The sequence below is a fragment of the Kineococcus sp. GCM10028916 genome, from assembly GCF_042674865.1.
Lineage (GTDB): Bacteria > Actinomycetota > Actinomycetes > Actinomycetales > Kineococcaceae > Kineococcus.
Map to the genome: position 1 here is coordinate 177,136 of NZ_JBHTFM010000021.1, position 26,126 is coordinate 203,261.

At 72.0% G+C, this 26,126-nt stretch carries 31 protein-coding genes; 15 read left to right on the plus strand and 16 right to left on the minus strand.

What is annotated here, in order from left to right:
• Positions 1-164 precede the first annotated feature (164 nt).
• Positions 165-944, plus strand: coding sequence for a hypothetical protein (locus tag ACFQ46_RS22705; protein WP_380262346.1), 780 nt, complete (start codon positions 165-167; stop codon positions 942-944).
• A gap of 79 nt (positions 945-1,023) precedes the next feature.
• Here the strand turns inward: ACFQ46_RS22705 and ACFQ46_RS22710 are convergent, their stop codons facing one another.
• A complete protein-coding gene (locus ACFQ46_RS22710; RefSeq protein ID WP_380262348.1) occupies positions 1,024-1,701 on the minus strand; it encodes a hypothetical protein in 678 nt (225 codons plus the stop codon).
• A gap of 160 nt (positions 1,702-1,861) precedes the next feature.
• Between ACFQ46_RS22710 and ACFQ46_RS22715 the strand changes: the two genes are divergently transcribed.
• The gene (locus tag ACFQ46_RS22715; protein WP_380262350.1) at positions 1,862-2,143 is read left to right on the plus strand and encodes a hypothetical protein; all 282 of its coding nucleotides are present in this window, start codon (positions 1,862-1,864) and stop codon (positions 2,141-2,143) included.
• Positions 2,144-2,375: 232 nt separating this feature from the next.
• On the opposite strand, the gene ACFQ46_RS22720 is transcribed toward ACFQ46_RS22715, so the two are convergent.
• A complete protein-coding gene (locus ACFQ46_RS22720; protein ID WP_380262352.1) occupies positions 2,376-2,750 on the minus strand; it encodes a hypothetical protein in 375 nt (124 codons plus the stop codon).
• A gap of 465 nt (positions 2,751-3,215) precedes the next feature.
• On the opposite strand from ACFQ46_RS22720, the gene ACFQ46_RS22725 reads away from it, so the two are divergent.
• Positions 3,216-3,686: a hypothetical protein gene (locus tag ACFQ46_RS22725; protein ID WP_380262354.1), complete on the plus strand. Its 471-nt coding sequence runs from the start codon at positions 3,216-3,218 to the stop codon at positions 3,684-3,686.
• A 1,239-nt stretch (positions 3,687-4,925) separates the two neighbouring features.
• On the opposite strand, the gene ACFQ46_RS22730 is transcribed toward ACFQ46_RS22725, so the two are convergent.
• From ACFQ46_RS22730 to ACFQ46_RS22740, 3 genes are all read right to left on the minus strand, one after another.
• Positions 4,926-5,492, minus strand: a complete 567-nt coding sequence (locus tag ACFQ46_RS22730; RefSeq protein WP_380262356.1) for a GNAT family N-acetyltransferase — start codon at positions 5,490-5,492, stop codon at positions 4,926-4,928.
• A 163-nt stretch (positions 5,493-5,655) separates the two neighbouring features.
• Entirely contained in the window at positions 5,656-6,060 is a 405-nt protein-coding gene (locus ACFQ46_RS22735; protein WP_380262358.1) for a cytidine deaminase, read from the minus strand.
• A gap of 136 nt (positions 6,061-6,196) precedes the next feature.
• Positions 6,197-7,132 carry a TIGR03621 family F420-dependent LLM class oxidoreductase gene (locus ACFQ46_RS22740; RefSeq protein WP_380262360.1) on the minus strand — a complete coding sequence of 312 codons (936 nt, stop codon included), beginning with the start codon at positions 7,130-7,132 and terminating at the stop codon, positions 6,197-6,199.
• Between the two features lie 182 nt (positions 7,133-7,314).
• Between ACFQ46_RS22740 and ACFQ46_RS22745 the strand changes: the two genes are divergently transcribed.
• The 3 genes from ACFQ46_RS22745 (at position 7,315) to dxs (ending at position 10,541) form a co-directional block, all read left to right on the plus strand.
• A complete protein-coding gene (locus tag ACFQ46_RS22745) occupies positions 7,315-7,851 on the plus strand; it encodes a GNAT family N-acetyltransferase (protein ID WP_380262705.1) in 537 nt (178 codons plus the stop codon).
• Between the two features lie 227 nt (positions 7,852-8,078).
• Positions 8,079-8,459 carry a hypothetical protein gene (locus ACFQ46_RS22750; RefSeq protein ID WP_380262362.1) on the plus strand — a complete coding sequence of 127 codons (381 nt, stop codon included), beginning with the start codon at positions 8,079-8,081 and terminating at the stop codon, positions 8,457-8,459.
• Between the two features lie 105 nt (positions 8,460-8,564).
• Entirely contained in the window at positions 8,565-10,541 is a 1,977-nt protein-coding gene (gene dxs, locus ACFQ46_RS22755) for a 1-deoxy-D-xylulose-5-phosphate synthase (RefSeq protein ID WP_380262364.1), read from the plus strand.
• A 57-nt stretch (positions 10,542-10,598) separates the two neighbouring features.
• On the opposite strand, the gene ACFQ46_RS22760 is transcribed toward dxs, so the two are convergent.
• From ACFQ46_RS22760 to ACFQ46_RS22795, 8 genes are all read right to left on the minus strand, one after another.
• Positions 10,599-10,994, minus strand: coding sequence for a rhodanese-like domain-containing protein (locus ACFQ46_RS22760; protein ID WP_380262366.1), 396 nt, complete (start codon positions 10,992-10,994; stop codon positions 10,599-10,601).
• Positions 10,991-12,409: an alpha/beta fold hydrolase gene (locus tag ACFQ46_RS22765; protein WP_380262368.1), complete on the minus strand. Its 1,419-nt coding sequence runs from the start codon at positions 12,407-12,409 to the stop codon at positions 10,991-10,993. Before ACFQ46_RS22765 ends, ACFQ46_RS22760 begins: the two co-directional genes overlap by 4 nt.
• Positions 12,406-12,795, minus strand: a complete 390-nt coding sequence (locus ACFQ46_RS22770) for an OsmC family peroxiredoxin (RefSeq protein ID WP_380262370.1) — start codon at positions 12,793-12,795, stop codon at positions 12,406-12,408. Before ACFQ46_RS22770 ends, ACFQ46_RS22765 begins: the two co-directional genes overlap by 4 nt.
• A gap of 25 nt (positions 12,796-12,820) precedes the next feature.
• Positions 12,821-13,654 carry a hypothetical protein gene (locus ACFQ46_RS22775; protein ID WP_380262371.1) on the minus strand — a complete coding sequence of 278 codons (834 nt, stop codon included), beginning with the start codon at positions 13,652-13,654 and terminating at the stop codon, positions 12,821-12,823.
• 66 nt (positions 13,655-13,720) lie between these two features.
• The gene (locus tag ACFQ46_RS22780; RefSeq protein ID WP_328291794.1) at positions 13,721-14,143 is read right to left on the minus strand and encodes an ATP-binding protein; all 423 of its coding nucleotides are present in this window, start codon (positions 14,141-14,143) and stop codon (positions 13,721-13,723) included.
• 95 nt (positions 14,144-14,238) lie between these two features.
• On the minus strand, positions 14,239-15,519 hold the full coding sequence (locus tag ACFQ46_RS22785; RefSeq protein ID WP_380262373.1) for an HRDC domain-containing protein: 1,281 nt from the start codon (positions 15,517-15,519) through the stop codon (positions 14,239-14,241).
• A gap of 149 nt (positions 15,520-15,668) precedes the next feature.
• Positions 15,669-16,271 carry a response regulator transcription factor gene (locus tag ACFQ46_RS22790; protein WP_328291792.1) on the minus strand — a complete coding sequence of 201 codons (603 nt, stop codon included), beginning with the start codon at positions 16,269-16,271 and terminating at the stop codon, positions 15,669-15,671.
• A 138-nt stretch (positions 16,272-16,409) separates the two neighbouring features.
• Positions 16,410-16,994: a DUF3000 domain-containing protein gene (locus ACFQ46_RS22795; protein WP_380262375.1), complete on the minus strand. Its 585-nt coding sequence runs from the start codon at positions 16,992-16,994 to the stop codon at positions 16,410-16,412.
• Positions 16,995-17,058: 64 nt separating this feature from the next.
• Between ACFQ46_RS22795 and hemE the strand changes: the two genes are divergently transcribed.
• The 3 genes from hemE to hemQ are packed head-to-tail and all read left to right on the plus strand — an operon-like array spanning position 17,059 to position 20,203.
• On the plus strand, positions 17,059-18,111 hold the full coding sequence (gene hemE, locus ACFQ46_RS22800) for a uroporphyrinogen decarboxylase (RefSeq protein ID WP_328291790.1): 1,053 nt from the start codon (positions 17,059-17,061) through the stop codon (positions 18,109-18,111).
• Positions 18,099-19,481: a protoporphyrinogen oxidase gene (gene hemG / locus ACFQ46_RS22805; protein WP_380262377.1), complete on the plus strand. Its 1,383-nt coding sequence runs from the start codon at positions 18,099-18,101 to the stop codon at positions 19,479-19,481. The genes hemE and hemG overlap by 13 nt, the downstream gene beginning before the upstream one ends.
• Positions 19,482-19,495: 14 nt before the next feature.
• On the plus strand, positions 19,496-20,203 hold the full coding sequence (gene hemQ, locus ACFQ46_RS22810) for a hydrogen peroxide-dependent heme synthase (protein ID WP_380262379.1): 708 nt from the start codon (positions 19,496-19,498) through the stop codon (positions 20,201-20,203).
• 20 nt (positions 20,204-20,223) lie between these two features.
• Here hemQ and ACFQ46_RS22815 read toward each other — a convergent pair whose 3' ends face one another.
• The 3 genes from ACFQ46_RS22815 to ACFQ46_RS22825 are packed head-to-tail and all read right to left on the minus strand — an operon-like array spanning position 20,224 to position 21,518.
• Entirely contained in the window at positions 20,224-20,520 is a 297-nt protein-coding gene (locus tag ACFQ46_RS22815) for a hypothetical protein (protein ID WP_380262381.1), read from the minus strand.
• Between the two features lie 14 nt (positions 20,521-20,534).
• Positions 20,535-20,972, minus strand: coding sequence for a peptide-methionine (R)-S-oxide reductase MsrB (msrB, locus tag ACFQ46_RS22820; RefSeq protein ID WP_380262383.1), 438 nt, complete (start codon positions 20,970-20,972; stop codon positions 20,535-20,537).
• A gap of 36 nt (positions 20,973-21,008) precedes the next feature.
• On the minus strand, positions 21,009-21,518 hold the full coding sequence (locus tag ACFQ46_RS22825; RefSeq protein ID WP_380262385.1) for a hypothetical protein: 510 nt from the start codon (positions 21,516-21,518) through the stop codon (positions 21,009-21,011).
• Positions 21,519-21,600: 82 nt separating this feature from the next.
• On the opposite strand from ACFQ46_RS22825, the gene ACFQ46_RS22830 reads away from it, so the two are divergent.
• From ACFQ46_RS22830 to ACFQ46_RS22855, 6 genes are read left to right on the plus strand one after another with little or no spacing between them, the layout of a single operon-like run.
• Positions 21,601-21,918 carry a hypothetical protein gene (locus ACFQ46_RS22830; protein WP_380262708.1) on the plus strand — a complete coding sequence of 106 codons (318 nt, stop codon included), beginning with the start codon at positions 21,601-21,603 and terminating at the stop codon, positions 21,916-21,918.
• Positions 21,915-23,078 carry an alpha/beta fold hydrolase gene (locus ACFQ46_RS22835; RefSeq protein WP_380262387.1) on the plus strand — a complete coding sequence of 388 codons (1,164 nt, stop codon included), beginning with the start codon at positions 21,915-21,917 and terminating at the stop codon, positions 23,076-23,078. Before ACFQ46_RS22830 ends, ACFQ46_RS22835 begins: the two co-directional genes overlap by 4 nt.
• Entirely contained in the window at positions 23,075-24,052 is a 978-nt protein-coding gene (locus ACFQ46_RS22840) for a zinc-binding alcohol dehydrogenase (protein ID WP_380262389.1), read from the plus strand. The genes ACFQ46_RS22835 and ACFQ46_RS22840 overlap by 4 nt, the downstream gene beginning before the upstream one ends.
• A 13-nt stretch (positions 24,053-24,065) precedes the next feature.
• Complete coding sequence (locus ACFQ46_RS22845) at positions 24,066-24,440, plus strand: 6-pyruvoyl tetrahydropterin synthase family protein (protein WP_380262391.1); 375 nt, start codon at positions 24,066-24,068, stop codon at positions 24,438-24,440.
• A 7-nt stretch (positions 24,441-24,447) separates the two neighbouring features.
• The gene (locus tag ACFQ46_RS22850; RefSeq protein WP_380262393.1) at positions 24,448-25,338 is read left to right on the plus strand and encodes a glycosyltransferase family 4 protein; all 891 of its coding nucleotides are present in this window, start codon (positions 24,448-24,450) and stop codon (positions 25,336-25,338) included.
• Positions 25,335-26,078, plus strand: a complete 744-nt coding sequence (locus tag ACFQ46_RS22855; RefSeq protein ID WP_380262395.1) for an SAM-dependent methyltransferase — start codon at positions 25,335-25,337, stop codon at positions 26,076-26,078. The genes ACFQ46_RS22850 and ACFQ46_RS22855 overlap by 4 nt, the downstream gene beginning before the upstream one ends.
• Positions 26,079-26,126: the final 48 nt, after the last annotated feature.

A 26,126-nucleotide genomic window follows, 5' to 3' on the forward strand; every position in this document is an offset into this window, starting at 1 on the left:
CCCCACCCCCCGGGCTTAGTTCCGAAAGCGCCTGCATGGCCGGGCCCCTGCCGGGACCAGAGGCCCGTGAGGCGGCCGCGTACAACCCGGTGACGGGTACGTGGACGAAGCTGGAGGGGACACCTCCTTCGCACGGGGCGCCAGTGTGGGCGCGTGGTCGAGTGATGGACGACGGTGTCGCTTACGACCCGGCCACCGGCATCTCGGTGGGCCACCCGTTCAACACCATGTACGTCCGCGCTCCGGTCCAGGTCATCGGCCCGGATCTGGTCATGGTCGGCTGGGACCTCAACGAGGGGGAGCTGAACAGCATCGGTCAGGTCGTGGCCGCCAGCTTGGACCTGGACGACCCCGATGCTCAGTGGCGTACCTCGAAGTGGCCGTTGCCGCCGCCGGGGCTGGAGAGCATCAAGACCGCTACTGACGGCACTGATCTGCTGGTGATGGTGTGGGCCTCGAACCCTGATGTCTGCGCCGGCCCTCAGAGCTGCCACCGCCTGCTGCGCTTTACCCCCAGCACCGGGGCGTGGACGGACTTGGGCGTGTACCCCCACCGTCTGCAGGACCTGAGCAGCGGTGGGGGACGCGTGTACGGCACCGCCAACTTCACCGCGTCTGGGCAGACCTGGGACGACTCTTCCTTCGCTCACGTCGTGGAGGTCGAACCCGACGACGGGTCGGTGACCTCGTTGGGCAACCCCGGCTCTTACGGGCATTTGCTCGTCTCCGACACGGGTCGTCTGGCGTTGGTGGGGGGAGCGGACATCAGGGTTCGCAACCTCAGTGGCCAGTGGCAGGCTTTGCCTGCCGTGCCTGGCGATCCGCTGTATCCGGCGGTGGTGTGGGCCGGTGATGACCTACTGGTATGGGGTGGGGCAGCGGCGCTGGATAGGCCGGGTAGTCACGATGTCGCCGATGGTTGGATCTTCCGCTCGCCTACGTGAGGTGTGAAACCTCCTGTGGCTCAGCACGCGGACGGCGGGATGACCGGTAGATCCGTGAGGTTGAACCTGGGCTGAGCCCTCAACGTGGTTGCAGCGGGATCCCCGGGGTGTTGGCGAGGGCTTGCACCGCTTGCAGGGGAGGCAGTGGGAGTACGACGGTCACGGTGAAGGTGGCGTCTTTGACTGTGCACCGCCAGCCCGCGGTCGTCTGCTCCTCGAGGCTGCGGACAACCCAGATCGGTGTGCCGTCGCGGAAGGCCAGCCGGGTCAGGTCCGGGCGTGGCAGTGCCTCCAGTGCTGCGATCTCTGCAGCCTCCTCGGGGCTGCGTTGCTTCTGGGGCGGGCCGTAGTTCAGTTGCATCCATCCCACTCCGAGGGAGCCGGCGTCGGTGAGGGTCACCGTCCCGGGGTCGACACCGTCGGCAACGTGCACGATCAGGACGCTGTGGCTGTTGCTGCCTGGGCCGGTGGGTGCGGGTGGTCGAGAGGTGGAGGGCACGGGGTGCTCGAAGATCTGGGCTCCTTCGCGGCTGCGGTAGGAGGTGCGGTAGCCGCGGGCGGTAAGTACGGGGAAGACGGGTAGGGCGATGCCCAGGTGGGCAGCGAGCTGCTCGCCGTCCACGGCTTGGCTCCACTGCTGCAGTGGGGTCACCGTTCGTAGGTGCACACCGCGTTTCCCGCTGGGTGAGGGTTGTAGTCGGGTCAGGGCGTGGGTGGCTGCGGGGGTGAGGTCGATGGAGGGTTCGGGTTCGTCCACCAGGCCATCGTGGTGCTGTGGGGGTGTTCGCGCTGAGCCTGCGATCAAAGCGGTCATCGAAAGATCCGGTCGTCGCCAACCCCGGGGCGACAGCGCTCACAACGCGGGATGACCGTGAAGTCCATGGTGCTCGGAGACCCCCCCGGGAGATGCTGCGGAGATGGCTGAGGAGACGCGCGTCAGAGCACGGGTACGGCACGAGCAGGACCACTCGTACACCGTGCTCGTTCTCGGCCCCGCCGGGGAGGTGGAGGTCGCGACGACGACCGAGACCGGGCAGCTGCACCGGGTGGCCGAGGAGGGTGCGGCCCGGCTGCTGAGCGTGCCGCTGGAGCAGGTCGTGGTGGAGCTGGTGGTGCCGCGTCCGCCCTACGGACGCGATGGGCAGCTGGTGCGCATCACCAGCCGGGACGTGCCCGAGGACCACGGGGCGCTGGGGTAGGCGCACTGGTTCGGGGCAGAGGGGGCCTGGTTCGTCACCGTTGCCGGCAGAGGCACGGGCATCGTGGCGACGGAGGGTCTGGACTTCGCGCCGCAGGTGGGGGACGTCGAGCTCGCTGAGCTCACGGCCTACCTGGAGCGGGCGGGTCGGAAGGACTGAAGGCCTCACCATCTGCGGGATGACCGTGACGTCGTGCGTGCCCTCTCCGGCGGGTGACGAGGCTGGGGATCGGCTAGGCGTCCGCGCCGATCTTGATTCGGGGTGCCGCCACCAGCGTCAGGCCCAGCAGGCCGTAGCTGATCGCGCCCGCAGCAAGGGCGTCGCGGTCCCAGGTGGCGGCCGTGGTGGTGACGAAGCTGCCATCACGCAGGAACCAGTCGCAGCGCACCCCCATGGGGAACCACTCCCAGTGCTGGCGGACGTCGACGCCGCGCTCGAGGACACGCTGTTCAAGGGGGACGCGCGGGCTGACGCCCTTGTAGACGCAGAAGTCGCTCTCGATGCCGAAGAGGCCGGCCTGAAAGAACAGCAACGGCAGCGCTAAGGGGGCGGTGAGGACCATGAACCCGCCTATCGAGCGGCGGATCAGGGTCGAGCCGTTGAGCACGCGTGGCTCCTGGGCGGTGAGAGGGGGTGCGGAGGATTGAACTGTTGAGGTGCTTTCAGCATCGGTTGGTGCTGAGCTCAGCTCGATTCGTTGATCAACTTCTCTACAGGACCACCACCGGTAGGAGCCCAGAGCGACCCCGTGGCCATTCGGGCATCGCCACGACCGCGACGTCGCCAGCCGCTTGAGACCACGCACAACGCGGGATGACCGGACATCCTGTGATGGGACCGAGCACGGGCCGTCGGGAGGAGAGACTGAAGGATGACGCTCCCCGCTCCTCCCCCCGGCGGCGATGGGGAGACGACACTGCCGATAGACGTGACCGACGTCTTGAGGACGCTGGAACCTCGCAGCTCCCTTCGCGAGACCTTCACCTTGGGAGCTCGAGGTCGAGGGGGCCGCGGTTCTGCCGTCCGGTTCCGAGCCGTAGACGAAGTTGAGGCGGCCAAGTTGCTTGGCGCTGTGGTGCCGACCTTGCCTGCGCTGCGGGTGTCCGGCGCCGTCGAGCGCATCTCCGCCCACCTGGTCATGCCTGGTGGTGACCTAACTGCGTCGCCTGCCAACGCGAGGCCGGTCCTGCAGAGCTTGCAGATCACCTACCCGCCTTCTGGGTCGGGCTGGGAGGAAGCGCCGATGTGGCCGATTGTGCAGGAGGGGGGCTCGGTCGTGCTGGTCATGGCTCAGGACGCAGACCCGCGCCGGCGCAAGACGTGGCCGCAGCGTTTCCCTGGTCGTGGGGACGGCGGCGGTGAGGACTACGCCGTTGTGGTGCTGGCGGGCTGTGAGGTGGGTGTCCAGGTCGATGTCTCCGGTGTGGTGCACCTGGCGTGGCTGAGCCCCTTCAAGGGGCGGGTCTTCCGGATGGCACTGCTAACCCGTCGAGGTCCGCAGGCAGCTCTGGAGCTGGCCGCGGCAGGCGGTCTGTTGACTTGAACCTCCGCGGCACTCAGTGGTCAATCAACAGTGTGCAGAGTGCTCGAACGGTGTCGTCGGCCAGCTCGGTCATCGTCATGTCAGGACGTCCGGCGCCTGACCCGATCGCGCGCTGAGCGCGGGATGACCGCGACATCACATTAAAGCTTTGTCAGTAACGGATGACCACGACCGACAAAGTTTCAATGTATGTCAGCCCCTAAACTTCCCGTCGCCCACAAAGTACTTTATCTCGTCTAGTGCTGGATAGTTGTTCGACTCCCTCCCGTCTGGGCAATAAATTTCCAGTCCACAGGGACACCCGCTCTACAGTGAAGCAGAATTGCAACCGCTCCTCCATCAAGGTCAGGCCCCTCACCTACGACCGGTACTGTCATCAATGATCCAGTCTGAAAACCGTCATCAAAGATAAGTCCGACACTGAGGTCGTCAAACGGGTCGGCCCGAACATTTTCCAGCGAGGGAACTGCCCTTCCAGAAGATTTGAAGAGTTCACTCAGTAATTTTTCGAGGACCCTCGTCTCCCACTCACTCAGTTCTCTCAACATGACGTGCACCCCATTTCATCTACCCCACGGGCCTGCGTCGCGTGATGCAGTACCGCGGTCTTGCGTACGACCTACGTGGTGAACCGCGGGGATGAGGCCCGTCGCGGTACTGGGCTGGCCGAGCGGTCTCACGGCGACTGGATGAAGACCTCGACGAGCTGCGCCGACCTGTCGAGGACCTTGAATGCTGTCAAGAGCGATGAGGTCGATGCTCACAGCGTTGGTCTGAGACCGCGACATCAAGCCGGTCGACGAGATCGCGCGCTCGACGACCTCCTGGTCGGCGGGATGACCGGAAGGTGGGTCTCTTGCCGTGCGTCTTAGCGTGGCGAGTCGTCACCGACGGTGCGGCCAAGGCGATAAGGAAGCTGCCATGGTGATCAGGGCGGTGATCACTATTCCGATCCAGGACATGTCGAAGAAGAACCCGACTGCGCCGACGATGCAACCGAGGACGAGCGCTGCTAGCACTCGTGGCCAGGGGAAGTGGCCCGTGGACAGACGATCTTCGGCGTTCACTCCTACAGTCTGAGCTAGGTGATGGCCCCTCGTTGCTCACTTGACGTAGGGCACCACTCGAACAGCGCTCCGACGTAAGTAGCGCACTTTTCACCATGTCTGCGACGTCGCCGGGTACCTGCGACCGCGCGGACGGCGGGATGACCGTGCAGTCGTTGGGGTGGGTCGATGGTCAAGCTTGGTGCGGGCCGCGCCACTGATCGGCGAGGACGGCGTAGATGGCCTCATCGGTCCACTCGCCCTTGCGGAACGTGTTCTCGTGCAGGTGCGCCTCCTGGGTCATGCCCAGGCGCTGGGCGACTCGGGCGGAGGCTGTGTTGCGGGCATCGAGGCTGGCGCTGATGCGGTGCAAGCCGAGGTCGTCGAAACCCAGGCGCAGCATGAGGTGGGCGGCTTCGGTGGCGTAGCCGCGGCCGGTGTGGTCGGGGTGGGTGATGAAGCCGATCTCGCCTTGGCGGTGCTCGGTGCTGGCCCAAGTCAGCTGGACGTCACCGACCCGCTCGCCGGTGGTGGCCAGCAGCATCAGCAGGGTCAGGTCGTCGCCGTCGTGGCGCAGGCTGGTCTGCTGTGTCTTCTCAGCCAGTGACGCCCGGACCTGTTCGATGTCTCGGGGTAGCCAGGAGACATAGCGCAGTAGTTCGGGGTTGGACTCCAGTTGGTGCAGGAAGTCGAGGTCGGCGGGGGTATAGGGGCGCAGCAGCAGTCGCGAGGTGTGGAGAGGGAAGTCGGGGGCCAGCACGCTGGCGACGGTAGCCAGTTCGAAGTGTTGGAGCCCACAAGGCGAGCATCAGTGATCTCCCGCATCTCGCCACGACCGCGACGTCGCGGGCCGCGGCGACAGAGCGCACAACGCGGGATGACCGCGAGGTCGAAGACCTCAGGAGGGCGTGGACCTGGTGGGGTCAGTCCGTCGGCTGTCGGTAGGCGTAGGGCATGAGGTCGGTCACCGCAACAGCCACGAGACCTTGCTCGTCGGTGACGATGGCGTGCGCGTCGGGGTGTAGATCAAGCAGGGCCTGGCGGCACCGACCGCACGGAGCGAGAACGCTGAGGTCAACGCTGGCCACGGCGACGATGGTGTCGATGCGGTCGGTGCTGACTGCGGCGGCGGTTCCCATGACCACGAGCTCGGCGCAGGGTCCGCCGGTGAAGTGGTGAACGTTGACGGCGGTGTGGATGCGGCCGCTGGTGTCGATGGCTGAGGAGGCGACGGTGTGGGTGTAGTCGCCTGTCGGGCGACGCTGCTCGAGGTGGCGTGCGGCTTCGAGGGCGGCGTCGAGGACGCTCTGGTCGCGGGTGCTCAGCACTGGAACATGATGGTCGATCCTGCCCGGGGTCGGTGAGCGCAGACGGGCGGACATTGACATGACCGCTGGGTCGCCGACCGTGCGGATCACCCCATGACCGCGATGTCGACGGTGGCGACGGTGTCTTCCTGCTCGGCTAGGAGTTCGCTCCGAGACGGGCGATGACCTCACCTGCGGTGTTGAAGGCTCCTTCGCGTACGACCCAACGACTGATCCCCCACCGCTGACGAGCCACCCGCACCTGCTCGACGATCTCCTCGGTGGTGCCGACCCACAGGTAGGGCGCAGCCAGCAGGTCCTCTATGTCCGTCCCGGTCTCCTGCGCCATGTCGCTGACGGCGGCGCGTCGGTCATCGGTGAGGGTGACCACCTGTACCAGCGCCTCCAGGGGTGGCACGTCACGACCGGCTGCGTCGGCGCCGGAGCGCACCGCGGCGATGGTCGCCTCGATCCGCGCTGGTGACCAGGACACGGTGTGGGAGTGCCCGTCGGGCAAGGTGCGCCCCAGCCCGGACAGGCCCACCGCGTCGGCGTGGGCACCGGCCCAGGTCAGCAGGTCGGAGTGGTTGCCCCCGACGAGCAACGGCACCCGCTCCTGCACCGGCCGCGGGCCGGACAGGACCAGGTCACGAACGGCACCGACATCGGCGGCGGGGACCGTCTCGCCGTCCAGCAGGGTGCGCACGGCGCCGGCGACGTCGATCAGGTGCCGGATGCGACCGGCGGCGTCAGGGCGGGTGCGCCCGGTCATCTCCCACTCCGCGGGGGTGTGACCGGCTCCGATGCCGACTCCGGCGCGACCACTGGAGACGACGTCGAGGGTGGCGGTGTCGGCGGCGATGAGCAGGGCGTCGCGGATGCCGGCGTTCAGGACGTAGGTGCCGAGTCGCAGGGTGGCGGTGGCGGTGGCTGCTGCGGCCAGGGCGATGAAGGGGGAAGGGCCGCTGCCGGGGTGGTCGGAGACCAGCAGGGCGCGGAACCCGGCATCCTCGCAGCGGCGGGCGAGGTCGACCCAGGACGCGGCGTCCTGCGGTGAGGCCTGCAGAGAGACGTGGATCGGGTGCTCGCTCACGTCGTCACTGTGGTGTCTGGATCACCGTGCTGACCAGTCGTGGAGCGTGCGCTGAACGCGAACGCTGACCGGGCGGGCATCGTCAAGATCGCTATGTCTGCGCCATGACCGTGTGCTGTCTTGGTCTGATCAGGCCACACAAAGGGGAGGTGAAGGCCTCCTCCGATGTGCAACGGTGCCGCGTGATCCGCCGAGCTGAGCCCCGCGACCTGCAACGACTCCAGGACATCGAGCGCGCCGCAGGTGCGGCCTTCCGCGATCTCGACATGGCGACCATCGCTGACGACGATCCGCCCGCGCTAGCGGACTTGGAGATTCACCAGGCACGAGGGCGTGCGTGGGTAGCCACTGTCGACGCCGCCGAGGACGACATCGCGGTCGCCTACCTCCTCGTCGGCGTGGTTGATGAGGCAGCTCATATTGAGCAGGTGTCAGTGGACCCGGCCTTCGCACGCAGAGGGCTGGGCCGACAGCTGATCGACACCGCTGCCAGCTGGGCGGTCCAGCAGGGGTTCGACACCATGACGCTGACGACGTTCGCGGAGGTGCCGTGGAACGCGCCCTACTACGCCCGCCTCGGCTTCTCGGTCATCTCGGAGGTCGACCTGGGCCCGGGCCTGGTGGCGGTCAGACGTCACGAGCGCGAACTCGGGCTCGATGCCTGGCCGCGGGTCAGCATGATTCGACGATTGCCCAGGCACGACGCCGCAGACACTTAGACCGACAGCGCGGTCTTCGTCATGACCGAGCGTCCCGCTCGTCGACATGAGCGTGAAGTCCCGGCCGTGAAGTCTGGTCACCGCGGGCGAGCCGCTGGCGGTTCAGGCACCGGAAGTGTCACCACCAAGACCGCTAGAAGCGTTACCGATGTCCTGATGCGGAACTGTCACCGATGTCCTGTGACATGACATCCGCTTCCCCGCCACGACGTCGTAGCATCGAACGCATGTTCGAGCGACGTTCGCGGCACGGCCCGCCGGGTTGGCCGCAGGAGGTCCCGCCCCCCGAGGTGGACGACTGGCAGGTCGCCACCTCCTCCTGGCTGCTCGACCAGGCCCCGCCGGAGTTCCGCTCCTACGCCGCCGTCCGCCACCACCCCCTGCTGCTGGTCTGGCTGGTCGGCCACCACGTCAGCGCCCAGCAGGAGGCCGTCGTGCGCGCGCGCAGCACCGCCCGCCGGGACCTCGCCGCCGACCTGCCCCCCGAGGTCGGGCCGCAGGTCTTCGACGTGCTCGACCGCGAGGAACTGCGGCTGCGCAGGGTGGCGCGCGCGGTCGACCTGCTCGAGCAGGCGCTGCGAGGGAAGAAGTTCGTGCCGCGCCTGTGAACGCTCTGTCCGAACGGGCGAGTGCGAGCCGACGTCGGGAAGGGGTCCTCCTACACTCGCTCAGTCCGTTCACGCTCGACCCCGCGACACAGGAGGCCACCCCGCATGGGGCTGCTCGAGACGATCAAGGGGCCCGAGGACCTCAAGGCCCTGCCCGCCGAGGACCTGCCCGCGCTGGCCCAGGAGGTCCGCGACTTCCTCGTCGCCGCCGTGAGCAGGACCGGTGGGCACCTCGGACCCAACCTCGGCGTCGTCGAACTGACGATCGGTCTGCACCGCGTCTTCGACTCCCCGCGCGACCGCCTCGTCTTCGACACCGGCCACCAGAGCTACGTCCACAAGCTGCTCACCGGCCGCCAGGACTTCGCCCGCCTGCGTGAGGCGGGCGGCCTCTCCGGCTACCCCTCGCGCGCCGAGAGCGAGCACGACGTCGTCGAGAACTCGCACGCCTCGACGTCGTTGTCGTGGGCCGACGGACTCGCCCGGGCCTTCGAGCTGCGCGGCGAGAGCCAGGGGGAGAACGGGCGTCGCGTGGTCGCCGTCATCGGTGACGGTGCCCTCACCGGCGGCATGGCCTGGGAGGCGCTGAACAACATCGCCACCTCACGCCGCCCCGTCGTCGTCGTCGTGAACGACAACGGACGGTCCTACGCCCCGACCATCGGCGGGATGGCCTCCCACCTCGCGACCCTGCGCACCACCCGCGAGTACGAGAAGCTCATGGACTGGGGCAAGCAGTCGCTGCGACGTGGTGGCACCCCCGGCCGCCTCGCCTACGAGACGCTGCACGGCGTCAAGAAGGGGATCAAGGACATCGTCGCCCCGCAGGGGCTCTTCGAGGACCTCGGTCTCAAGTACGTCGGACCCGTCGACGGCCACGACACCGAGGCCGTCGAGCACGCCCTGCGCCGCGCACGGTCCTTCGGCGGCCCCGTCATCGTCCACGTCATCACCCAGAAGGGGCGCGGCTACGAACCGGCCCTCGCCGACGACGCCGACCGCTTCCACGCCGTCGGGATCATCGATCCCGAGACGGGGGAGGCGCAAGCCACCTCGGGTTCCTCCTGGACCAGCGTCTTCGGCGAGGAGATCCGCGCGATCGCCGACGTCCGCCGTGACGTCGTGGGCATCACGGCCGCCATGCAGGGCCCGGTGGGTCTCGACGCGTTCGCCCGCGCCCACCCCGACCGCGTCGTCGACGTCGGGATCGCCGAACAGCACGCGGTCACCTCCGCGGCCGGCATGGCCGCCGGCGGTCTGCACCCCGTCGTGGCGCTCTACGCCACCTTCCTCAACCGCGCCTTCGACCAGCTGCTGCTCGACGTCGCCCTGCACCGGGCCGGGGTCACCTTCGTCCTCGACCGCGCCGGGGTCACCGGCCCCGACGGTCCCAGTCACCACGGCGTGTGGGACCTCGGACTGTGCCGCCTCGTCCCGGGCCTGCGTCTCGCCGCTCCGCGCGACGCCGCCACCCTGCGCGAGGAACTGCGCGAGGCGCTCGCCGTCGAGGACGCGCCGACGGTCCTGCGCTACAGCAAGGGCAAGGTGCCCGCCGACATCCCCGCGATCGCCCGCGCCGGGCACGCCGACGTCCTCGAGGGGCCCTCGTGGGCCGAGGGCGACGACGTCCTGCTCGTCGCCGTGGGCTCGCTGGTGCCCCGCGCCCTCGACGTCGCCTCCCGGCTGCGGGCCCACGGCGTCGGCGTGACCGTCGTCGACCCGCGCTGGGTGGTGCCGGTGGACGAGGCGCTGCTCGACCTGGCCCGCAGCCACGGCCACGTCGCCGTGCTCGAGGACGGTGGCGAGGTCGGCGGTGTCGGCTGGGCGCTGGCGGCGGCGCTGCGCGGGCGCGACGACCCGACGACCGTGAACACCTTCGCTCTGCCGCAACGGTTCCTGGACGTCGGCAGCCGCGACGCCCTCCTCGACGAGGCCGGGCTCGCCCCGCAGGACGTCGCCCGGACGTTGGTCGAGGCGGTGGCGCTCGGCGGTCAGCGGTTCCGCGCGAAAGACTCGTCCGAGATCGCCGACTCGTCGCCCACGACGATCGTCGCGCCGAGCGAGGTCGCGCCCGAGAGGTAGTCGTCCGGGCCACGACGGCGGCGGTGTCGTAGCGGTCCGCGCCGGGGATCCGCGACCCTACGTCACCTCCCGGACCGGCCCGCGGTGCACGGGGAACCCGGCGGCCAGCCACGCCTGCACCCCGCCCTCGAGGTCGGTGGCCCGGTGCAGACCGACCGCCCGCAGCGACGCCGCGGCCAGGCTGGAGCTGTAGCCGTGGCGGCAGACGACGACCACCCGCAGGTCCGGTCCGGTCGCCTCCGGGATCCGGAAGGGGCAGGTCGGATCGAGTCGCCACTCCAGCACCGTCCGGTCGATGACCAGCGCGCCCGGGAACTCGCCCTGCTCGACCCGGTGGGCCGGGGTGCGGGTGTCGACGACCACCGCCCCCGCCCGCTGTTCGGCGAACAACTCCTCCGGGGTCAGCCGGTCGAGCCCGACCCGTGCGGCGGCCAGCACCTCCTCGATGCTCACAAAAACCCCGCCAGACCCGCTGCGGCACGGTCGAACTCGTCGGCCACCCCCTCCGCCACGAGTTCCACGGCCGGACCCCACCCGTCGAGGGCGGCCTGGCGCAGGCCGTCGGCGTGGTCCTGGGCGCGAACCCGCACCGCGTTGAGGACCTCCTCCTCGCTACCCGTCCAGCCGTAGGCGGCGAGCAGGGCCCGCAACCGCCGCCACCGCTGCTCCGGGGTGCGACCGTCCTGCCCCATCAGCGGGACCCAGCGCAGGGCGACGAAGGCCAGGTCGCGCAACGGGACGGAGGGGGCCACCAGGTCCCAGTCGACGAACCCCACGAGGCGCTCACCGTCGACGACGGCGTTGTAGGGCGCGAGGTCCTGGTGGCCGAGGATCCGACCGCCCTCGCTCCAGAACCGCTCCGAGCCGTCGTGGAACTCTCGCAGCCAGTGCCCCACGTCGGTGAGCAGCGCGTCACCGAAGACCCAGTCCGGCCAGGGTTCCTGGGTACCGATGGTACTGCCCCGCAGGTACTCCCAGACCTCCCGGCCCGCTTCGTCGATCCCCAGCGGACGCGGGACGCGGTGGAACCCCTGCGCGTGCAGGTCGCCGAGCAGGGCCTGCACGGTCGCGGTCTGCGTACCCGCCGCCTTCCGGACGGTGCGTCCGATCCGGACCGCCCCGAGGTTGCGTCCGCCCGGGAGGTCCTCCGGTTCCTCCGGCGCCAGGAAACTCCGCACCACCTGCGCGAAGCCCGCGGGGTCGTCGCGCCACGGGAAGTGCCGGGCCCGGGGGAGTTCCACGCAACGGGCCCGCGGGAACAGTCCGGCGAACTCCCGCAGGACCGGCGGGGGAGCGCCGACGTCGAACTCCCCGGCCAGCACCAGCACCTCCCCGGCGAAACCCGCGAGAGCGGCGCGGGTGGCCGTCGGGTCGAACGCACCCGGGGCCGCGAACTCCGCCGCCAGCACCGGGTCGGGTTCCTCCGCGGGATCGGAACCGGTGAACCGCCCCACGGCGTCCCAGTCGTCCGGCTCGGCGTGACCCGCGCCGACCCGCTGCAGCGCAGCGAAGCTCTGCTCGAACCAGGGGTCGTCGCGGCTGAGTTCCGCCGTCCGCGACCGGGTCTCCGCCGACACGGGTAGCCCGACGGCGAAGACGCTCGGGGTGACGAGCACCAACCGGGCGACCCGGTGGGCGAAGCGTTCCAGGTAGCGGACGGCGAGGTTCGCGCCCGCCGAGTGCGCCACCAGGTCGACCACGGGGATCCCGTGCGCCTCCCGCAGCTCCTCCAAGGCGTCGACGAGCTGGTCGCAGCGCCGTGCCGGCGCGAACCGCAGGTCGGCCACCAGGACGCGTTCGCCGGGGAGTTCGAAGGGGAGGTAGGCCGGGTCGAGCAGGGGACCCCCGGGCACCAGCAGGACGCTCACGCGTCGACCACCTCGACCGGGAACCCGGCGCGGACCGCGGCGAGCACGGTCGAGTCCGCGACGGCGGCGCGGACGAGTTCCGCGACCGCGCCACCGCCCTCGAACCGGACCCGCGCCCCCACCACGCGACCGTCCACGACGTCAACGTCGGCGGTCACCCGCACCGCATCCAGGTGCGGGTCCTCCGGGTCGGCCGCGGCGTAGCGCAGGTCGTTGGCCAGGCACCCCGCGATCGCCAGCGCCAGCAACTGCCCGCCGTTGAACCCGAGTCCCGCTCCGCCGGCAGTCCCGTCGGGGCGGTCCACGACGACGCAGTGGCCGCCGCTGCTCCCCACCGCCGTGGCGGTTCCGGACACCGGGCGGACGACAGCGCTGATCGTGGCCATGCCCGCAGCATCGCGCACGGACCCCTCAGTCGGCGAGGACCCGCTCCACGAGCCGCGGGCTGCTGGGTGCGAGCGCCACCTCGTCCAGCGTCACCAGCACCGGCCGGCGGAAGCCCCGGTCCGCGGCGTCGGTGGCCATCCAGGCGGCACCGACGTAGGCGGGGTCGATGCGGGCGAGGTCGAACCAGCCGCGGGTCCGGTCGGGGACCGCGACGGCGCGCAGCAGGTTCCCGACGGTCCGGTCCGGGCCGGCGACGAGGTGCTCGCGCAGGGTCCGCGACGCCAGCAGGGTCGGGACGTCGCAGCCGGCGACGGGGCGGAGGAGCCCGTCGGTGGCGCCGAGTCCCCGGCTGCCGGCGTCGCGGACCAGCCGTCGCGCGACGAGGGCGCCGATGTCCTCGAGGCGGGCCAGGTCGACGTCGCTGAGCCGGGAGGAGCGGCCGGTGGCGCGGGCGGAGGCGACGGGGACCGGCAGCGTCCGTTCCCGCACCCGGCCGCCGCTCTCGCCGCGGACCACGACGCCGAGGCCGAGGTCGAGCGCGCCCCCGAGCTGGGGGGTGTGCGTCCAGCCGTAGGCGGGGTGGCGGTCGGCCCCGACGGGGATCGCCAGCGGAACGGTCCAGACCTCACCGCGGTGCAGTTCCAGGTGGGCGTGCAGCAGGTCGGCCACCCGCAACCGGGCGACCTCCTCACCGGCGCCGGCGGCCGTGCGGGCCAGGTCCGACCACTGCAACGGCGAGCAGCCGGGCATCCGGACACCCTCGTCGTCGAGGTCGACGTCGAGGTCACCGAGCACGCTGGCGGCGAGCACGCAGCGTCGTAGGAGGGCCCTGATGGGGCGCGGCTGATCGGTGCTCACGTGGCAGACGGTAGGCGAAACCACGCCTGCGCCCGACTCGGCGTCCCCCGAACGGGCGCAGACGGCTCAACCGGTGGCGAGGTGGAACCAGACGGTCTTGCCACCGGACCGCTCCTGGGGGCTCGGCCAGTCGCCGGAGGCCTCGTCGGTCTCGCTGCCGTCGCTGCCGTAGACGCCCCAGGTGGTGGCGAGGGCGTCGACGAGGGCGATGCCGCGACCTTCCGTGGCTCCCGGCGACTGCTCGCGCAACGTCGGGACGCGTTCCTCGTGGTCGGAGATGCCGACGAGGATGCCCTCCTCGTCGTGGGTCAACGACAGGACGACCGGGCCCCGGCCGTGCGAGAAGGCGTTGTGGACCAGTTCGCTGGTCAGCAGTTCGGCGATCCAGCGCCGCGCCGCGGGCAGGTGCTCGTCGGGGCAGTGGTCGCAGACCCAGTGCCGGGCCATCGCCGCTGCGGAGAGCTGCTCGTCCAGGGTGAGGCGTTCCACGTCCACCTCCGTCGCCGTTGGCGCACCACCTCGTCGTGACGCGGTGTCGACGATGACGCACGAACGGCCGCTCGGCAAGAGGAGCGGTGTCGAGCTCAACCAGCGTCGGGGACGGGTTCCGCGTCCGGTTCGGGGACGCGGGCCTGCGCCATGGCCTCCGCGACGGGTCCCGACACCAGGTCGAGCTGCCAGGCGCGGGCACCGCGCGCGGCCAGTGCCGCCCGGACACCGTCGGCGTCCAGCGGCTGCGGGGGAGTCCACGCCACCCGGCGCAGGGCGTCGGGCTGCAGGACGTTCTCGACCGGGAGAGCGTGCTCCTCGGCCAGCGCGGTCACGACGGCCCGGGCCGCGTTGAGCCGGGCCGCGGCGAGCGGGTCCTTCGCCGCCCACGCCCGCGGCGGCGGCGGGCCGTCACTGCGGGGAGCGTGCGCGGGGAGCTCCGACTCCGGCAGGGCCAGCCCCTCGGCGACGGCGTCGGCCCACAACTGCAGCTTCGTCTTCGCCGCACGGCCGGTGAACCCCGACGTCGAGGCGAGGGCCTGCGCGGTGCGGGGGGTGGCGCGGGCGGCGGCGACGATCGCGGAGTCGGGCAGCAACCGGCCCGGGGAGGTGTCGCGTCTGCGGGCCTCGGCGTCGCGAGCCGACCACAGCGCCTGCACGACGGCGAGCTGGCGCCGTGAACGCACGGCGTGCAGACCGGAGACGCGCCGCCACGGCTCCGCCGGGGCGACGGGCGTCGGGGCGTTGGCGACGGCGGCGAACTCCTCCAGGGCCCAGTCCAACTTCCCCTGCGCGGCAAGGCGTTCGGTGAGGACGTCACGGACCTGGACGAGCACCTCGACGTCGAGGGCGGCGTAGGTCAGCCACGGGACGGGCAGCGGGCGGGTCGACCAGTCGACCGCGGAGTGCTCCTTGGCCAGTCGCAGGCCGAGCAGTTCCTCGACGACCGCACCCAGACCCACGCGGGGAAGACCCGCGATGCGGGAACCGAGTTCGGTGTCGAACAGGCGGCTGGGGCGCATGCCGAGTTCGGCCAGGCAGGGCAGGTCCTGGTTCGCGGCGTGCAGCACCCACTCCACGTCCGCGAGGACCTCGCCCAGGGCGGACAGGTCCGGCAGGGCGTCGGGGTCGATGAGGGCGGTGCCGGAACCCTCGCGGCGCAGTTGGACCAGGAACGCCCGCTGCCCGTAGCGGTAGCCGGAGGCGCGTTCGGCGTCGACGGCGACCGGGCCGGTACCGGCCGCGAACGCGGCGACGGTCTGCGCGAGCGCGGCTTCGTCGGTCACGACGGGCGGCAGGCCGTCGGCAGGGACCGACAGCATCGGGAGCTCGGGCCCGGCCTGTTCAGGCTCCTCTTTCGTCGGCGTCTCGGTCACGGCACCACCGTACGTGACCGCTCAGCTGAGCCGTCGCACGATCAGGGGTGCGGCGACCGGCCGTGTCGAGGAGGGGGAGAACGCCGAACGCCGCCCACCGGAGGCGGGCGGCGTGACGGGGAGAGGTGCTCAGCACCCCTCCAGCAGCATCACTGGATGACGCCGGCCCGCAGGGTGATCGCGACCATCTCGGCGCGGTCGCCCGTACCGAGCTTGCGGGCGATGCGGGCCAGGTGGCTCTTCACCGTCAGCGCGGACAGGCCGAGCAGGGCGCCGGTGTCCTTGTTGGACCGGCCGTCGGCGACGTGCTGGAGCACCTCGACCTCACGCTCGGAGAGGCTGTCGACGCCGTTCTCCCCGGTGCGTCCCTCGAAGCCCACCCCTTCGGGGCGGGTCGTCACGAGGTAGCAGCGGACGCCGGCGGCGACCGCACCGCGGACCGCGAACGGGTCGGCGTTGCTGGAGAGCACGACGCAGCGGTTCCACCCGGCGGCGCGCAGCTCGGAGACGAGCTGGGCGCCGGAGCCGTCGGGCAGTCCCGCGTCGGCGATGAACAGGGCGCGCGGGCCGGTGCGGGCCATCGCGCGGGCCTGGGCGACGCTGGTGGCGTGCTCGACGTTCACGGCGCCGAGCATCCGCAGCGTGCGGGTCACGGACTCGCGGACGGCGGGATCCGCCACAGCGACCAGAGCCGCGAAGCGGCCGAGCCGGGAAGGTACAGCCATCCCGGGGCGTTCGACGAGTGCCGTCACCGTCGTCCTCCTGCAGGCGATCGGCGCCCGCCCACTGCGGAACGCCTCCATCATTCGAGAAGGTGATCGGCCCATCCGGGGGGTTCCTTGAACACTTGGTGACGCGTGTCTCAGCGCGTGCGTCTCAGTGCCCGTGTCTCAGTGCGTGCGGCCACCGAGGGACACGACGCCCTCGGGCAGCGGCGGCAGACCCGCCACCGTGCACACCAGGACCTCCCACGCGTGCAGGTGCGCCGCGATGTCCGTCGGGTCCGTCGGCGTCCACGACGCCCGCAGTTCCACGTCCACGGACGCGGGACGTTCGGCCAGAGCGCCGTAGCCCTCCGACAGCACCCGCGTCACCGTGCCGCCCACGCTGGTGGCCTGGGCGCCGGCCGACGCCAGACCGTCCTCCAGCCAGGACCACCCGACCTGCCCCAGCATCGGGTCCTCGCCGAGCTCCGACTCCAGGTCCGCGCGGACGTAGGTCACGACGCGGAAGTCGCCGTCCCACTCCGCCGGCCGGGTCGGGTCGTGCAGCAGGATGAAACGTCCGGTCGCGAGTTCGTCACCGTCCAGGACGACGTCACCGGCCACGGCCAGGGCGAAGGGGGCGATGCGCGCCGGGGCGGGTACCTCCGTCAGCACCAGCTCGGAGCGCAGGCGGACGGCGCGCACCGCGGCCACCGCGGCCTCGAAGGCCGGCGGAGCACCGGGCGCTCCCGGGGTCCGGTGCGCACTCACGGCACGGAGCCTAGGCACCCCCGACCCCGCGGGGGCGTCAGCCACGCCGTGGGACCATCAGCGCGTGCCGCTCGAGAACTCGCCCTACCTCCACGCCGCCCGCGGGGGCACCACCCCGCACCGCACGCCCGTCTGGTTCATGCGCCAGGCCGGTCGCTCGCTGCCGGAGTACCGCGAGGCCCGCGCCGGGACGACGATGCTGGAGTCCTGCCGCATCCCCGAACTCGTCGCCGAGATCACCCTGCAGCCGGTCCGCCGCTACGACGTGGACGCCGCCGTCTTCTACTCCGACATCGTCGTGCCGCTCGAGGCCGCCGGTGTCGACGTCGAGATCGTCCCCGGCACCGGACCCGTGATCGCGCAGCCCTTCCGCACCCGCGCCGACCTCGACCGGATCCCGGAACTCTCCCTCGACGCCCTGCAGCACGTCACCGACGCCGTGGGGCTGACCGTCGCCGGTCTCGGGGACACGCCCCTCGTCGGTTTCGCCGGCGCCCCGTTCACCCTCGCCAGCTACCTCGTCGAGGGTGGTCCGTCCCGGGACCTGTTGCGCACCAAGGCCTTGATGCACGCCGACCCGGAGCTGTGGCACGACCTCGCGGCCCGCCTCGCCCAGATCGCGGGGACGTTCCTGCGCGCCCAGGTCCTCGCCGGCGCCTCCGGCGTCCAGCTCTTCGACTCCTGGGTCGGGGCGCTCCCGCTGACCGACTACGAACGGCTCGTCGCCCCGCACTCCGCGACCGCCCTGGCCGCCGTGGGTGACCTCGGGGTCCCGCGGACCCACTTCGGCACCGGCACCGGGGAACTCCTGGGCGCCATGGCCGCGATCGACGGTGGCGTCGACGTCCTCGGCATCGACTTCCGCCTCCCCCTCGACGTCGGGGCCGCCCGCGGCGCCGCCGGGGCCGGTCGTCCCGTCGCCGTCCAGGGCAACCTCGACCCGGCCCTGCTCTTCGCCCCCTGGGAGGTGCTGCGCGCCGACCTGCACCGCATCCTGGCGGAGGGCGAACGGGCCGGCGCCGGGCACATCGTCAACCTCGGCCACGGCGTCCCGCCGACCGCCGACCCGGCCGTCCTCGCCCGGGTCGTCGAGGAGGTCCACGCGTGGCGGAACTGACCCGTCCGCACGTCGTCGTCGTGGGGGCCGGGATCTCCGGTCTCACCGCGGCCTGGGAACTCAGCCGCCACGACGAGTTCACGATCGAGGTCCGCGAGGCCGCGCCCGTCGTCGGAGGCGTGCTGCAGGGCAGCGAGATCGGTGGCGTCACCGTCGACGTCGGGGCCGAGTCGATGCTCGCGCGACGTCCCGAGGGCGTCGCCCTCATCCACGACGTGGGCCTGGGCGGGGAACTCGTCCACCCCGCCACCACCCGCGCGAGCCTGCGCTCGCCCGGCCACCTCGACCCGCTGCCCCCCGGCACCCTGATGGGCGTCCCCCGCTCCGCCGCCGCGGTCGAGGGGTTCCTCGACCCCGCCGACGTCGAGCGGGTCCGGGCCGAACCGGGACTGCCCGCCCCGCCGCTGGAGCACGACGTCGCCGTCGCCGACTACGTCGCCGCGAGGGTCGGTCAGGCGGTCGTCGACCGCCTCGTCGAACCGCTGCTCGGCGGGGTCTACGCCGGCCACGCCTCGAAGCTGTCCCTGCAGGCCACCGTCCCCGCGCTCTGGCAGCACGCCGTCCGCGGCGGATCCCTGCTCGAGGCCATCGCCGAACCCCCGGTCGCGAACCCGGCCCCCGTCTTCGCCGGCCTGCTCGGCGGCCTCGCCACCCTCCCGCGCACCCTGGCCACGAAGCTGGCCGAGCGGGGCGTCACGATCGCCACCTCCACCCCCGTGCGCCGCCTCGAACGCACCCCCGACGGCTGGCTCGTCGACGCGACCCCCGCCGACGCCGTCGTCCTCGCCGTCCCCGCGCCCGCCGCCGCCCGGTTGCTCGCAGGACCGGCCCCCGCGGCCGCCACCCTCCTGGGCGACGTCGAGACCGCGAGCATGGTCATCACGGCGCTCGCGGTCCCCGCCGTCGAACTGGCGGGGCTGGCCGGTTCCGGCGTCCTCGTCCCGCCGGCCGTCGGGGCGCTGGAAGGTTTGCGCGCCAAGGCCTTGACGCTGTCGGGCAACAAGTGGGGCTGGGTCGGGGACCAGAGCGACCACGTCGCCGTCCTGCGGGTCTCCTCGGGACGGGCGGGGGAGACCGAGGCCCTGGAGGCCGAGGACGACGACGTCGTCCGCTGGGCGGTCGCCGACGCCTCCCGGTTGCTGGGCCGGGAACTCCACCCCGTGGACCACGACGTCGTCCGCTGGTTCGACGGTCTGCCGCAGTACGCCGTCGGCCACGTCGACCGCGTCGCGGCGGTGCGTTCGGCGCTCACGCGCGTCGGGCGCCTCGCCCTCTGCGGTTCCGTCCTGGACGGCGTCGGCGTGCCCGCCTGCATCGGCGCGGCCACCCGCGCCGCCGCCGAGGTGCGTGCGCAGCTGCAGACGGCCTGAGGGAGGATGCGGACATGACCGAGCAGCACACAGCAGCACCCAACGCCGACACGATCAACGACACCATCGCCTACACGATGTGGTCGGTCTTCGCCGTCGAGACGCCCCTCGGGGACGCCGAGCGTGCGGCCCTGACCCAGGAGGTCCAGGACCTGCTCGACGAGCTCACCGGCAAGGGGCTGGTCGTCCGCGGCCTCTACGACGTCGCGGGTCTGCGTGCCGACGCCGACCTCATGTTCTGGTGGTACGGCCCGACGGTCGAGATCGTCCAGGAGGCCTACCGCCGCCTGCGCCGCACCCGCCTGGGGCGCCACCTCGCACCCGTCTGGTCCGTCGTGGGCCTGCACCGGCCGGCGGAGTTCAACCGCGGCCACGTGCCCGCGTTCATGTCCGGCGACCAGGCCCGCGACTACGTCTGCGTGTACCCGTTCGTGCGGTCCTACGAGTGGTACCTGCTGCCCGAGGACGAGCGTCGCAAGATGCTGCGCGACCACGGTCTCGCGGCCCGCAGCTACGAGGACGTCCGCGCGAACACCGTCTCCGCGTTCGCCCTCGGCGACTACGAGTGGATCCTCGCCTTCGAGGCCGACGAGCTGTACCGCATCGTCGACCTCATGCGCGACCTGCGCGCCACCGAGGCCCGTCGCCACGTGCGCGAGGAACTGCCGTTCTTCACCGGCCCGAAGGTCGCCCTCGGCGAACTCGTCAACGCCCTGCCCTGACGAGTCCGCCTGCGGGAGAGTCAGACCTGGCGGTAGTCCCGGTCGGAGTCGGCGTCGCCACCACTGACGGCGCCGACGTCCGGGACCTCCTGGGCCAACCGTTCGGAGAGCGTCTCCTCGTTGCGGTCACCGTGCTCGATCAGCTCGGCCGTCGCGTTGGAGAGGTGCTGGTCGGGCTCCCAGGTGTCGTCCTCGTCCCCGTCGAGGGTGTCGGAGGCCAGGTCCTCGGCCTCCTCGCGCTCGTCCTCGACCTCGTCGAGGGAGGAGTCGGACTGCTGCAGGTCCGGGTCGTCCAGCTGGGGGTTCTGCTCACTCATGGGACCACCCTGCCTCAGGCCGTGAGGGGTCGCAGGCTGAGGCTGATCGAGTTGATGCAGTAGCGCTGGTCCGTCGGCGTGGGGTACCCCTCGCCCTCGAAGACGTGACCGAGGTGCGAACCGCAGTTCGCGCACCGCACCTCGGTGCGGCGCATGCCGAGGGTGTCGTCGACGAGGAGTTCCACCGCGGTGGAGTCCTTGGGGTCGAAGAAGGACGGCCAGCCGCAGTGCGAGGCGAACTTCTCGTTGCTGGTGAACAACTCCGATCCGCAGGCGCGGCACGCGTAGACGCCCTCGGTCGTCGTGTCCTCGTACTCGCCCGTGAAGGGCCGCTCCGTACCGGCCTGGCGCAGCACGTGGTAGGCCTGCGGGTCGAGTTCCGCGCGCCACTCAGCGTCGGACTTGGTGACGTTGTAGGTCTTGCTCGTGGTGTCGGGCGTGTGCGCAGTCATGTCCCGTTCAACCTCCCCGTGCTCGGCGGTGTTCCGTCACCCGAGTCTGGTCGTGCCCGCGTAGACGTGCAGGACCGGGACCCCGAACTCGTCGCGCGCCCTCGAGGCCCAGTCGGTGTGCAGGGTGTCCTCCACCGCGTGCGGACGGGTCACCACGACGAGCTCGCGGGCGTCGGGGCCGTCCGACAGCGCGTCCCGGACCGCGGGCAGCGGGTCGTCGTCCGTCGTGCGGCCCTCCGCGCTCAACCCTAGCTCGCGCAACGCGGCCAGCGTGGCCGCCAGCGCCGTCTCGGCGTCCGCCCGGGCCCCGTCGGGGTGGCGGCCCTCGCGGACCTCCGCGAACGCCTCCTTCAGCTCACCGAGGCTCAGGTGGTCGAGGAAGCCCGCCAGCAGGCTCCGCTGGGTGTCGGCGGGGACGAGGACGACGTGGCGCACGTCGTCCCCGGCGGCGCGGGCGTCCGCGTGCAGCTCGGCGACGTTGCGCGCGTCGACGTCACCGAACGCCTCCTCGGTCAGGACGACGACGGTCCAGGTGTTGGGGTCCACGCGGTGACCCTAGGGGACGTCGGGCAGGATCGCCGGTGTGATCAGCGCCGTCCCGTCCCGCAGGTGGGTCCCCGTCGCGACGATGTTCGGCGTCGCGGGCCTCGCCCACTTCGTCCGCGCGGCGCACTTCGACGCGATCGTCCCGCGCGCGCTGCCGGGGAGCGCCCGCACCTGGACCCTCGCCTCCGGCGTCGTCGAGCTCGGACTGGCGGCCGGGCTGGCCGTCCCGCGGACCCGCCGCGCGAGCGGCACGGCCGCTGCGGCCTTCCTGGTCGCGGTCTGGCCCGCCAACGTCACGATGGCCCTCGACGCGAGGTCCCCCCGCGCCCGCGCGATCACGATCGCCCGGTTGCCCCTGCAGGTCCCCCTGATCCGTGCGGCCTGGCGGGCGGGACGGTGAAAGCCTCCCGCCTCGCCCCGCTCGCGGCGGCGGTCACCGTCACCGCGGTCGGCGTCGGGCTGACGGGCGTCGCGGTGTCCTTCGCCCGCGCCGTGGTGACCCCGCGCCGGCACAAACCCGACGACGTCGAGGTCCTGCAGGTCGGACCCCACCGGGTCGTCCTCGAGCAGACCGTCGACACCGTCGTCCCGGGCCGCTACGGCGTCTGGACCGACGGCGGCCGGGGGCACTTCCGCGTGGGTGACGTCCTCGACGTGACCGACGGCCGGGTGACGCGGGAACTGCTCGGCGTGGACCGGGGGGTCCCACGGCCCGGGTCGGCGCGCTGGAACCAGTACTACTACTCGGGCGACCCGAGCACGACCCTCGGTCTCGCCCACGAGGACCTCGTCGTCCCCGGCGAGGTCGGGGACCTGCCGTGCTGGTTCGTCCCCACCGCCTCGCGGGGCGAGAGCGACGTCTGGGCGGTCCTCGTCCACGGCCGCGGCGCCACCCGCGAAGAGGCGTTGCGGGCCCTCCCCGTCCTGCACGAACTGGGCATCCCGTGCCTGGTCCCCAGCTACCGCAACGACGCCGACGCCCCGGCCGCGAAACCGGGCCTCTACGGCCTCGGCGACACCGAGTGGAACGACGTGGAGGCGGTGGCGCAGCACGCCCTCGACTCCGGCGCCCGGCGCCTGCTCGTCGTGGGCTGGTCGATGGGCGGGGCGATCCTGCTGCAGTTCGTCGCCCGCTCGCCGTTGGCCGAGAAGGTCTGCGCGCTCGTCCTCGACGGGCCGGTGGTCGACTGGTACGACGTGCTGGACAACCAGGCGCGGCAACGGGGGATCCCGATCAGGTTGGGGCGCTACGGGTTGCGGCTGCTGGCCCACCCCGTGGGTCGGCGGCTCGTGGGGGTCCGGGGACCGGTCGACCTCCGTGCCATGGACTGGGTGCGTCGCGCCGAGGAACTCGTGCTGCCCGTGCTGCTGCTGCACTCCGACGCCGACGACTACGTGCCCCACGGCCCCTCGGAACGCCTGGCGGCGGCGCGGCCCGACCTCATCACCTACGTCGCGAGCTCCACCGCCCGCCACACCAAGGAGTGGAACGTCGACCCCGGGCGCTGGGAGAGCGCCGTGCGGGACTTCGTCACCGCGAAGCTGGAGGAGGCCCCGTGAGCGTCGCCCGCGCGTTGTGGGTCACCGGGCCGGGCCGGGCGGAACTGCGCGAAGAGCTCCTGCCCGTCCTCGGTGTCGCCGACGTCGAGGTCCGGGCCGAGTTCTCGGCGGTCAGCCGCGGGACCGAGGCCCTCGTGCTCGCCGGCGGGGTCCCCGAGAGCCAGCACGACGTCATGCGCGCGCCGTTCCAGGCCGGGGAGTTCCCCTACCCGGTGAAGTACGGCTACCTCTCGGTCGGGACCGTCGTGCACGCCGGGGCCCGCGCGCAGGACCTGGTGGGACGCGCCGTCTTCTGCCTGCACCCCCACCAGGACCGCTACGTCGTCCCGGCCTCGGCCGTCCTGCCCGTCCCCGCGGGCGTCCCCGCCGGCCGGGCCGTCCTCGCCGGGATGCTGGAGACCGCCGTGAACGGCGTGTGGGACGCCGGCGTCGGCATCGGCGACCGGGTCAGCGTCGTCGGCGCGGGAGTCCTCGGCCTGCTCGTCGCGGCGCTCGCGGCCCGGGTTCCGGGCACCGACGTCGAAGCCGTCGACGTCCGCACCGACCGCTCACGCACCGCCGACGACCTGGGTTTCCGCCTCGTCGCCCCCGACGACGCCCGCCGGGAACGCGACGTCGTCCTGCACACCAGCGGGACCGGGGCGGGCCTGACCACCGGTCTCGGCCTGCTCGGCTCGGAGGGGCTGCTGGCCGAACTCAGCTGGTACGGCGACCGCTCCGTCGAGGTCGGGCTGGGGGAGGGTTTCCACTCCCGGCGACTGACGATCCGGGCCAGCCAGGTCGGTCGGGTACCCCCCGCCCGCGCGCCGCGCTGGACGACGCGTCGCCGGCTCGCGCTGGCCCTCGACCTGCTGGTGGACGACCGGTTCGACGTGCTGCTGGACGGCGAGACCCCGTTCGAGGAGGCCGCCACCGTGCTGCCCGCCCTCGCCGCCCCCGGCGGCGACGCCCTCTGCCACCGTTTCCGGTACTGAGGAGCCCCTGACCGTGTACTCGTTGACCGTCCGCGACCGGATGATGATCGCCCACAGCTTCACCGGGGCGGTCTTCGGCCCGGCCCAGCGGTTGCACGGGGCGACGTTCGTCGTGGAGGCGACGTTCCGGCGGGCCGTCCTCGACGCCGACGGCCTCGTGGTGGACATCGGGATCGCCGCGGGGGCGCTGCGGTCGGTCCTGGCGTCGGTGGAGTACCGCAACCTCGACGACGTCGAGGAGTTCACGGGGAGGAACACGACGACGGAGTTCCTCTGCGCCTGGGTCGCCGACCGGCTCGCGGACCGGCTCGGGACGGGTCTGCACAGCATCGAGGTGCTGCTGCGCGAGTCCGACGTCGCGTGGGGTTCCTACGAGCGAACCCTCTGATGCCGTCGTGAGGTTCCTGCTCGCGCCCGACCTCTCGGCGCCGACCGGCGGGAACCGCTACGACCGGGAACTCCTCGACCGCGCCGCCCTGTCCCACGTGGTCGTCGGGGACCTGCAGACCTCCCTGGCCGGTCTCCCCGACGGGTCCACGGCGCTGCTGGACGGGCTGACCGCCACGGAGCACCCTGACGTCCTCGCCGCGCACGCCGGGCGGCTGCGGCTGGTCCTGCTCGTCCACCTGTTGTGTGCCGACGATCAGCCCGCGGGTTCCCTCCTGGCCGAGGAGGTCCGCGCCCTGCGCCTGGTCGACGCCGTCGTGGTGACCAGTCGCAGTTCCCGCGCCCGGGTCCTGGAGGTCGCCGGGGTGGACGCGGTCGTCGCCGAACCGGGAACCTCGCCCGCCCCGGTGTCCGCGGCCCTCGGCGCGCACCGGCTCCTCTGCGTCGGGACCGTGGGCGAGCGCAAGGGGCAGCGGGTGGTCGCCGAGGCCGTCGCGGCCCTCGGCCCACCCTGGTCGCTGCGCTGCGCCGGAACCGTGGCCGAGGGTTTCTCCCTCCCCGGGACCGTCCTGCTCGGCCCCCTGCCCGGCGACACCCTGCAGGCGGAGTGGGATCGGACCGACCTGCACGTCCTGCTCTCGAGCGCGGAACCCTACGGGATGGCCGTCGCCGAAGGTCTGCGGCGCGGGGTGCCGTCGCTGGTCGCGGACGCCGGAGAACTCCCCGGACTCGTGGGGGACGCCGGGATCGTCGTACCCCGGCGGCCCGCGGCCGTCGCGGAGACCCTGCAGCAGTGGGCTTCCGACGCGTCGCTGCGGTACCGGCTGCGTTCAGCGGCACGAACCCGCCCGCTCCCGACCTGGGACGAGACCGCACGGATCGTGGGAGGGGTCCTGTGAGCGACCTGGAGAACTTCGACCCGGACTGGCTGGCCCTGCGGGAACCTCTCGACCACGCGACCCGGTCCGCCCGCCTGGAGGAACTGCTCGTCCCGGCGCTCGCCGGCCGCCCGGCCCTGCGCATCGTCGACCTCGGTGCGGGTTCGGGCTCCACCCTGCGCCACCTCGCCCCGCGGCTGGCGGAACTCGGGGTGGAGGCCGAACAGCACTGGCTCCTCGTCGACCACGACGAGGAACTCCTGCAGCGGGCGCTCGCGACCCCCGTCCCCGCCGCGACGTCCGTGCGGACGGCGCGGGTGGACCTCGGCGATCCGGACGCGCTGCGGTCGGTGCTCACCGGTGCCGACCTGGTCGTGGGTTCCGCCCTGCTGGACGTGCTGCCCGCGACGGTGGCCGACACCCTCCTCGACGGGTTGTCCGCCCTCGAACCCCGTCCGGCGGTCCTGTTCGTGCTGACCGTCACCGGCGGGGCCACCACGGAACCCCCCGCCCCCGGCGCCGCCGCCGGTTTCGACGCCGACCAGCGCTCGCACGGTCTCGGCCCTGACGCAGTCGAGTTCTGCGTGGCGGGTTTCGCCGCCCGGGGGTGGACCGTCGCGCGGGAACCGACCCCCTGGCGGCTGGCGGACTCGCCCCTGCTGCAGGAGTGGGCGCGGGGGTGGTTCGGTGCCGTCGGGATCGAGGCGCCGGCCGTGACCTCCGCCGTGGTGCCGCACGAGGACCTCCTCGCCCTGCCTTGAGTGATGTGAAGCCCTACCGGTAGAGCTGAAACGCGCGCGTTTGCCCCC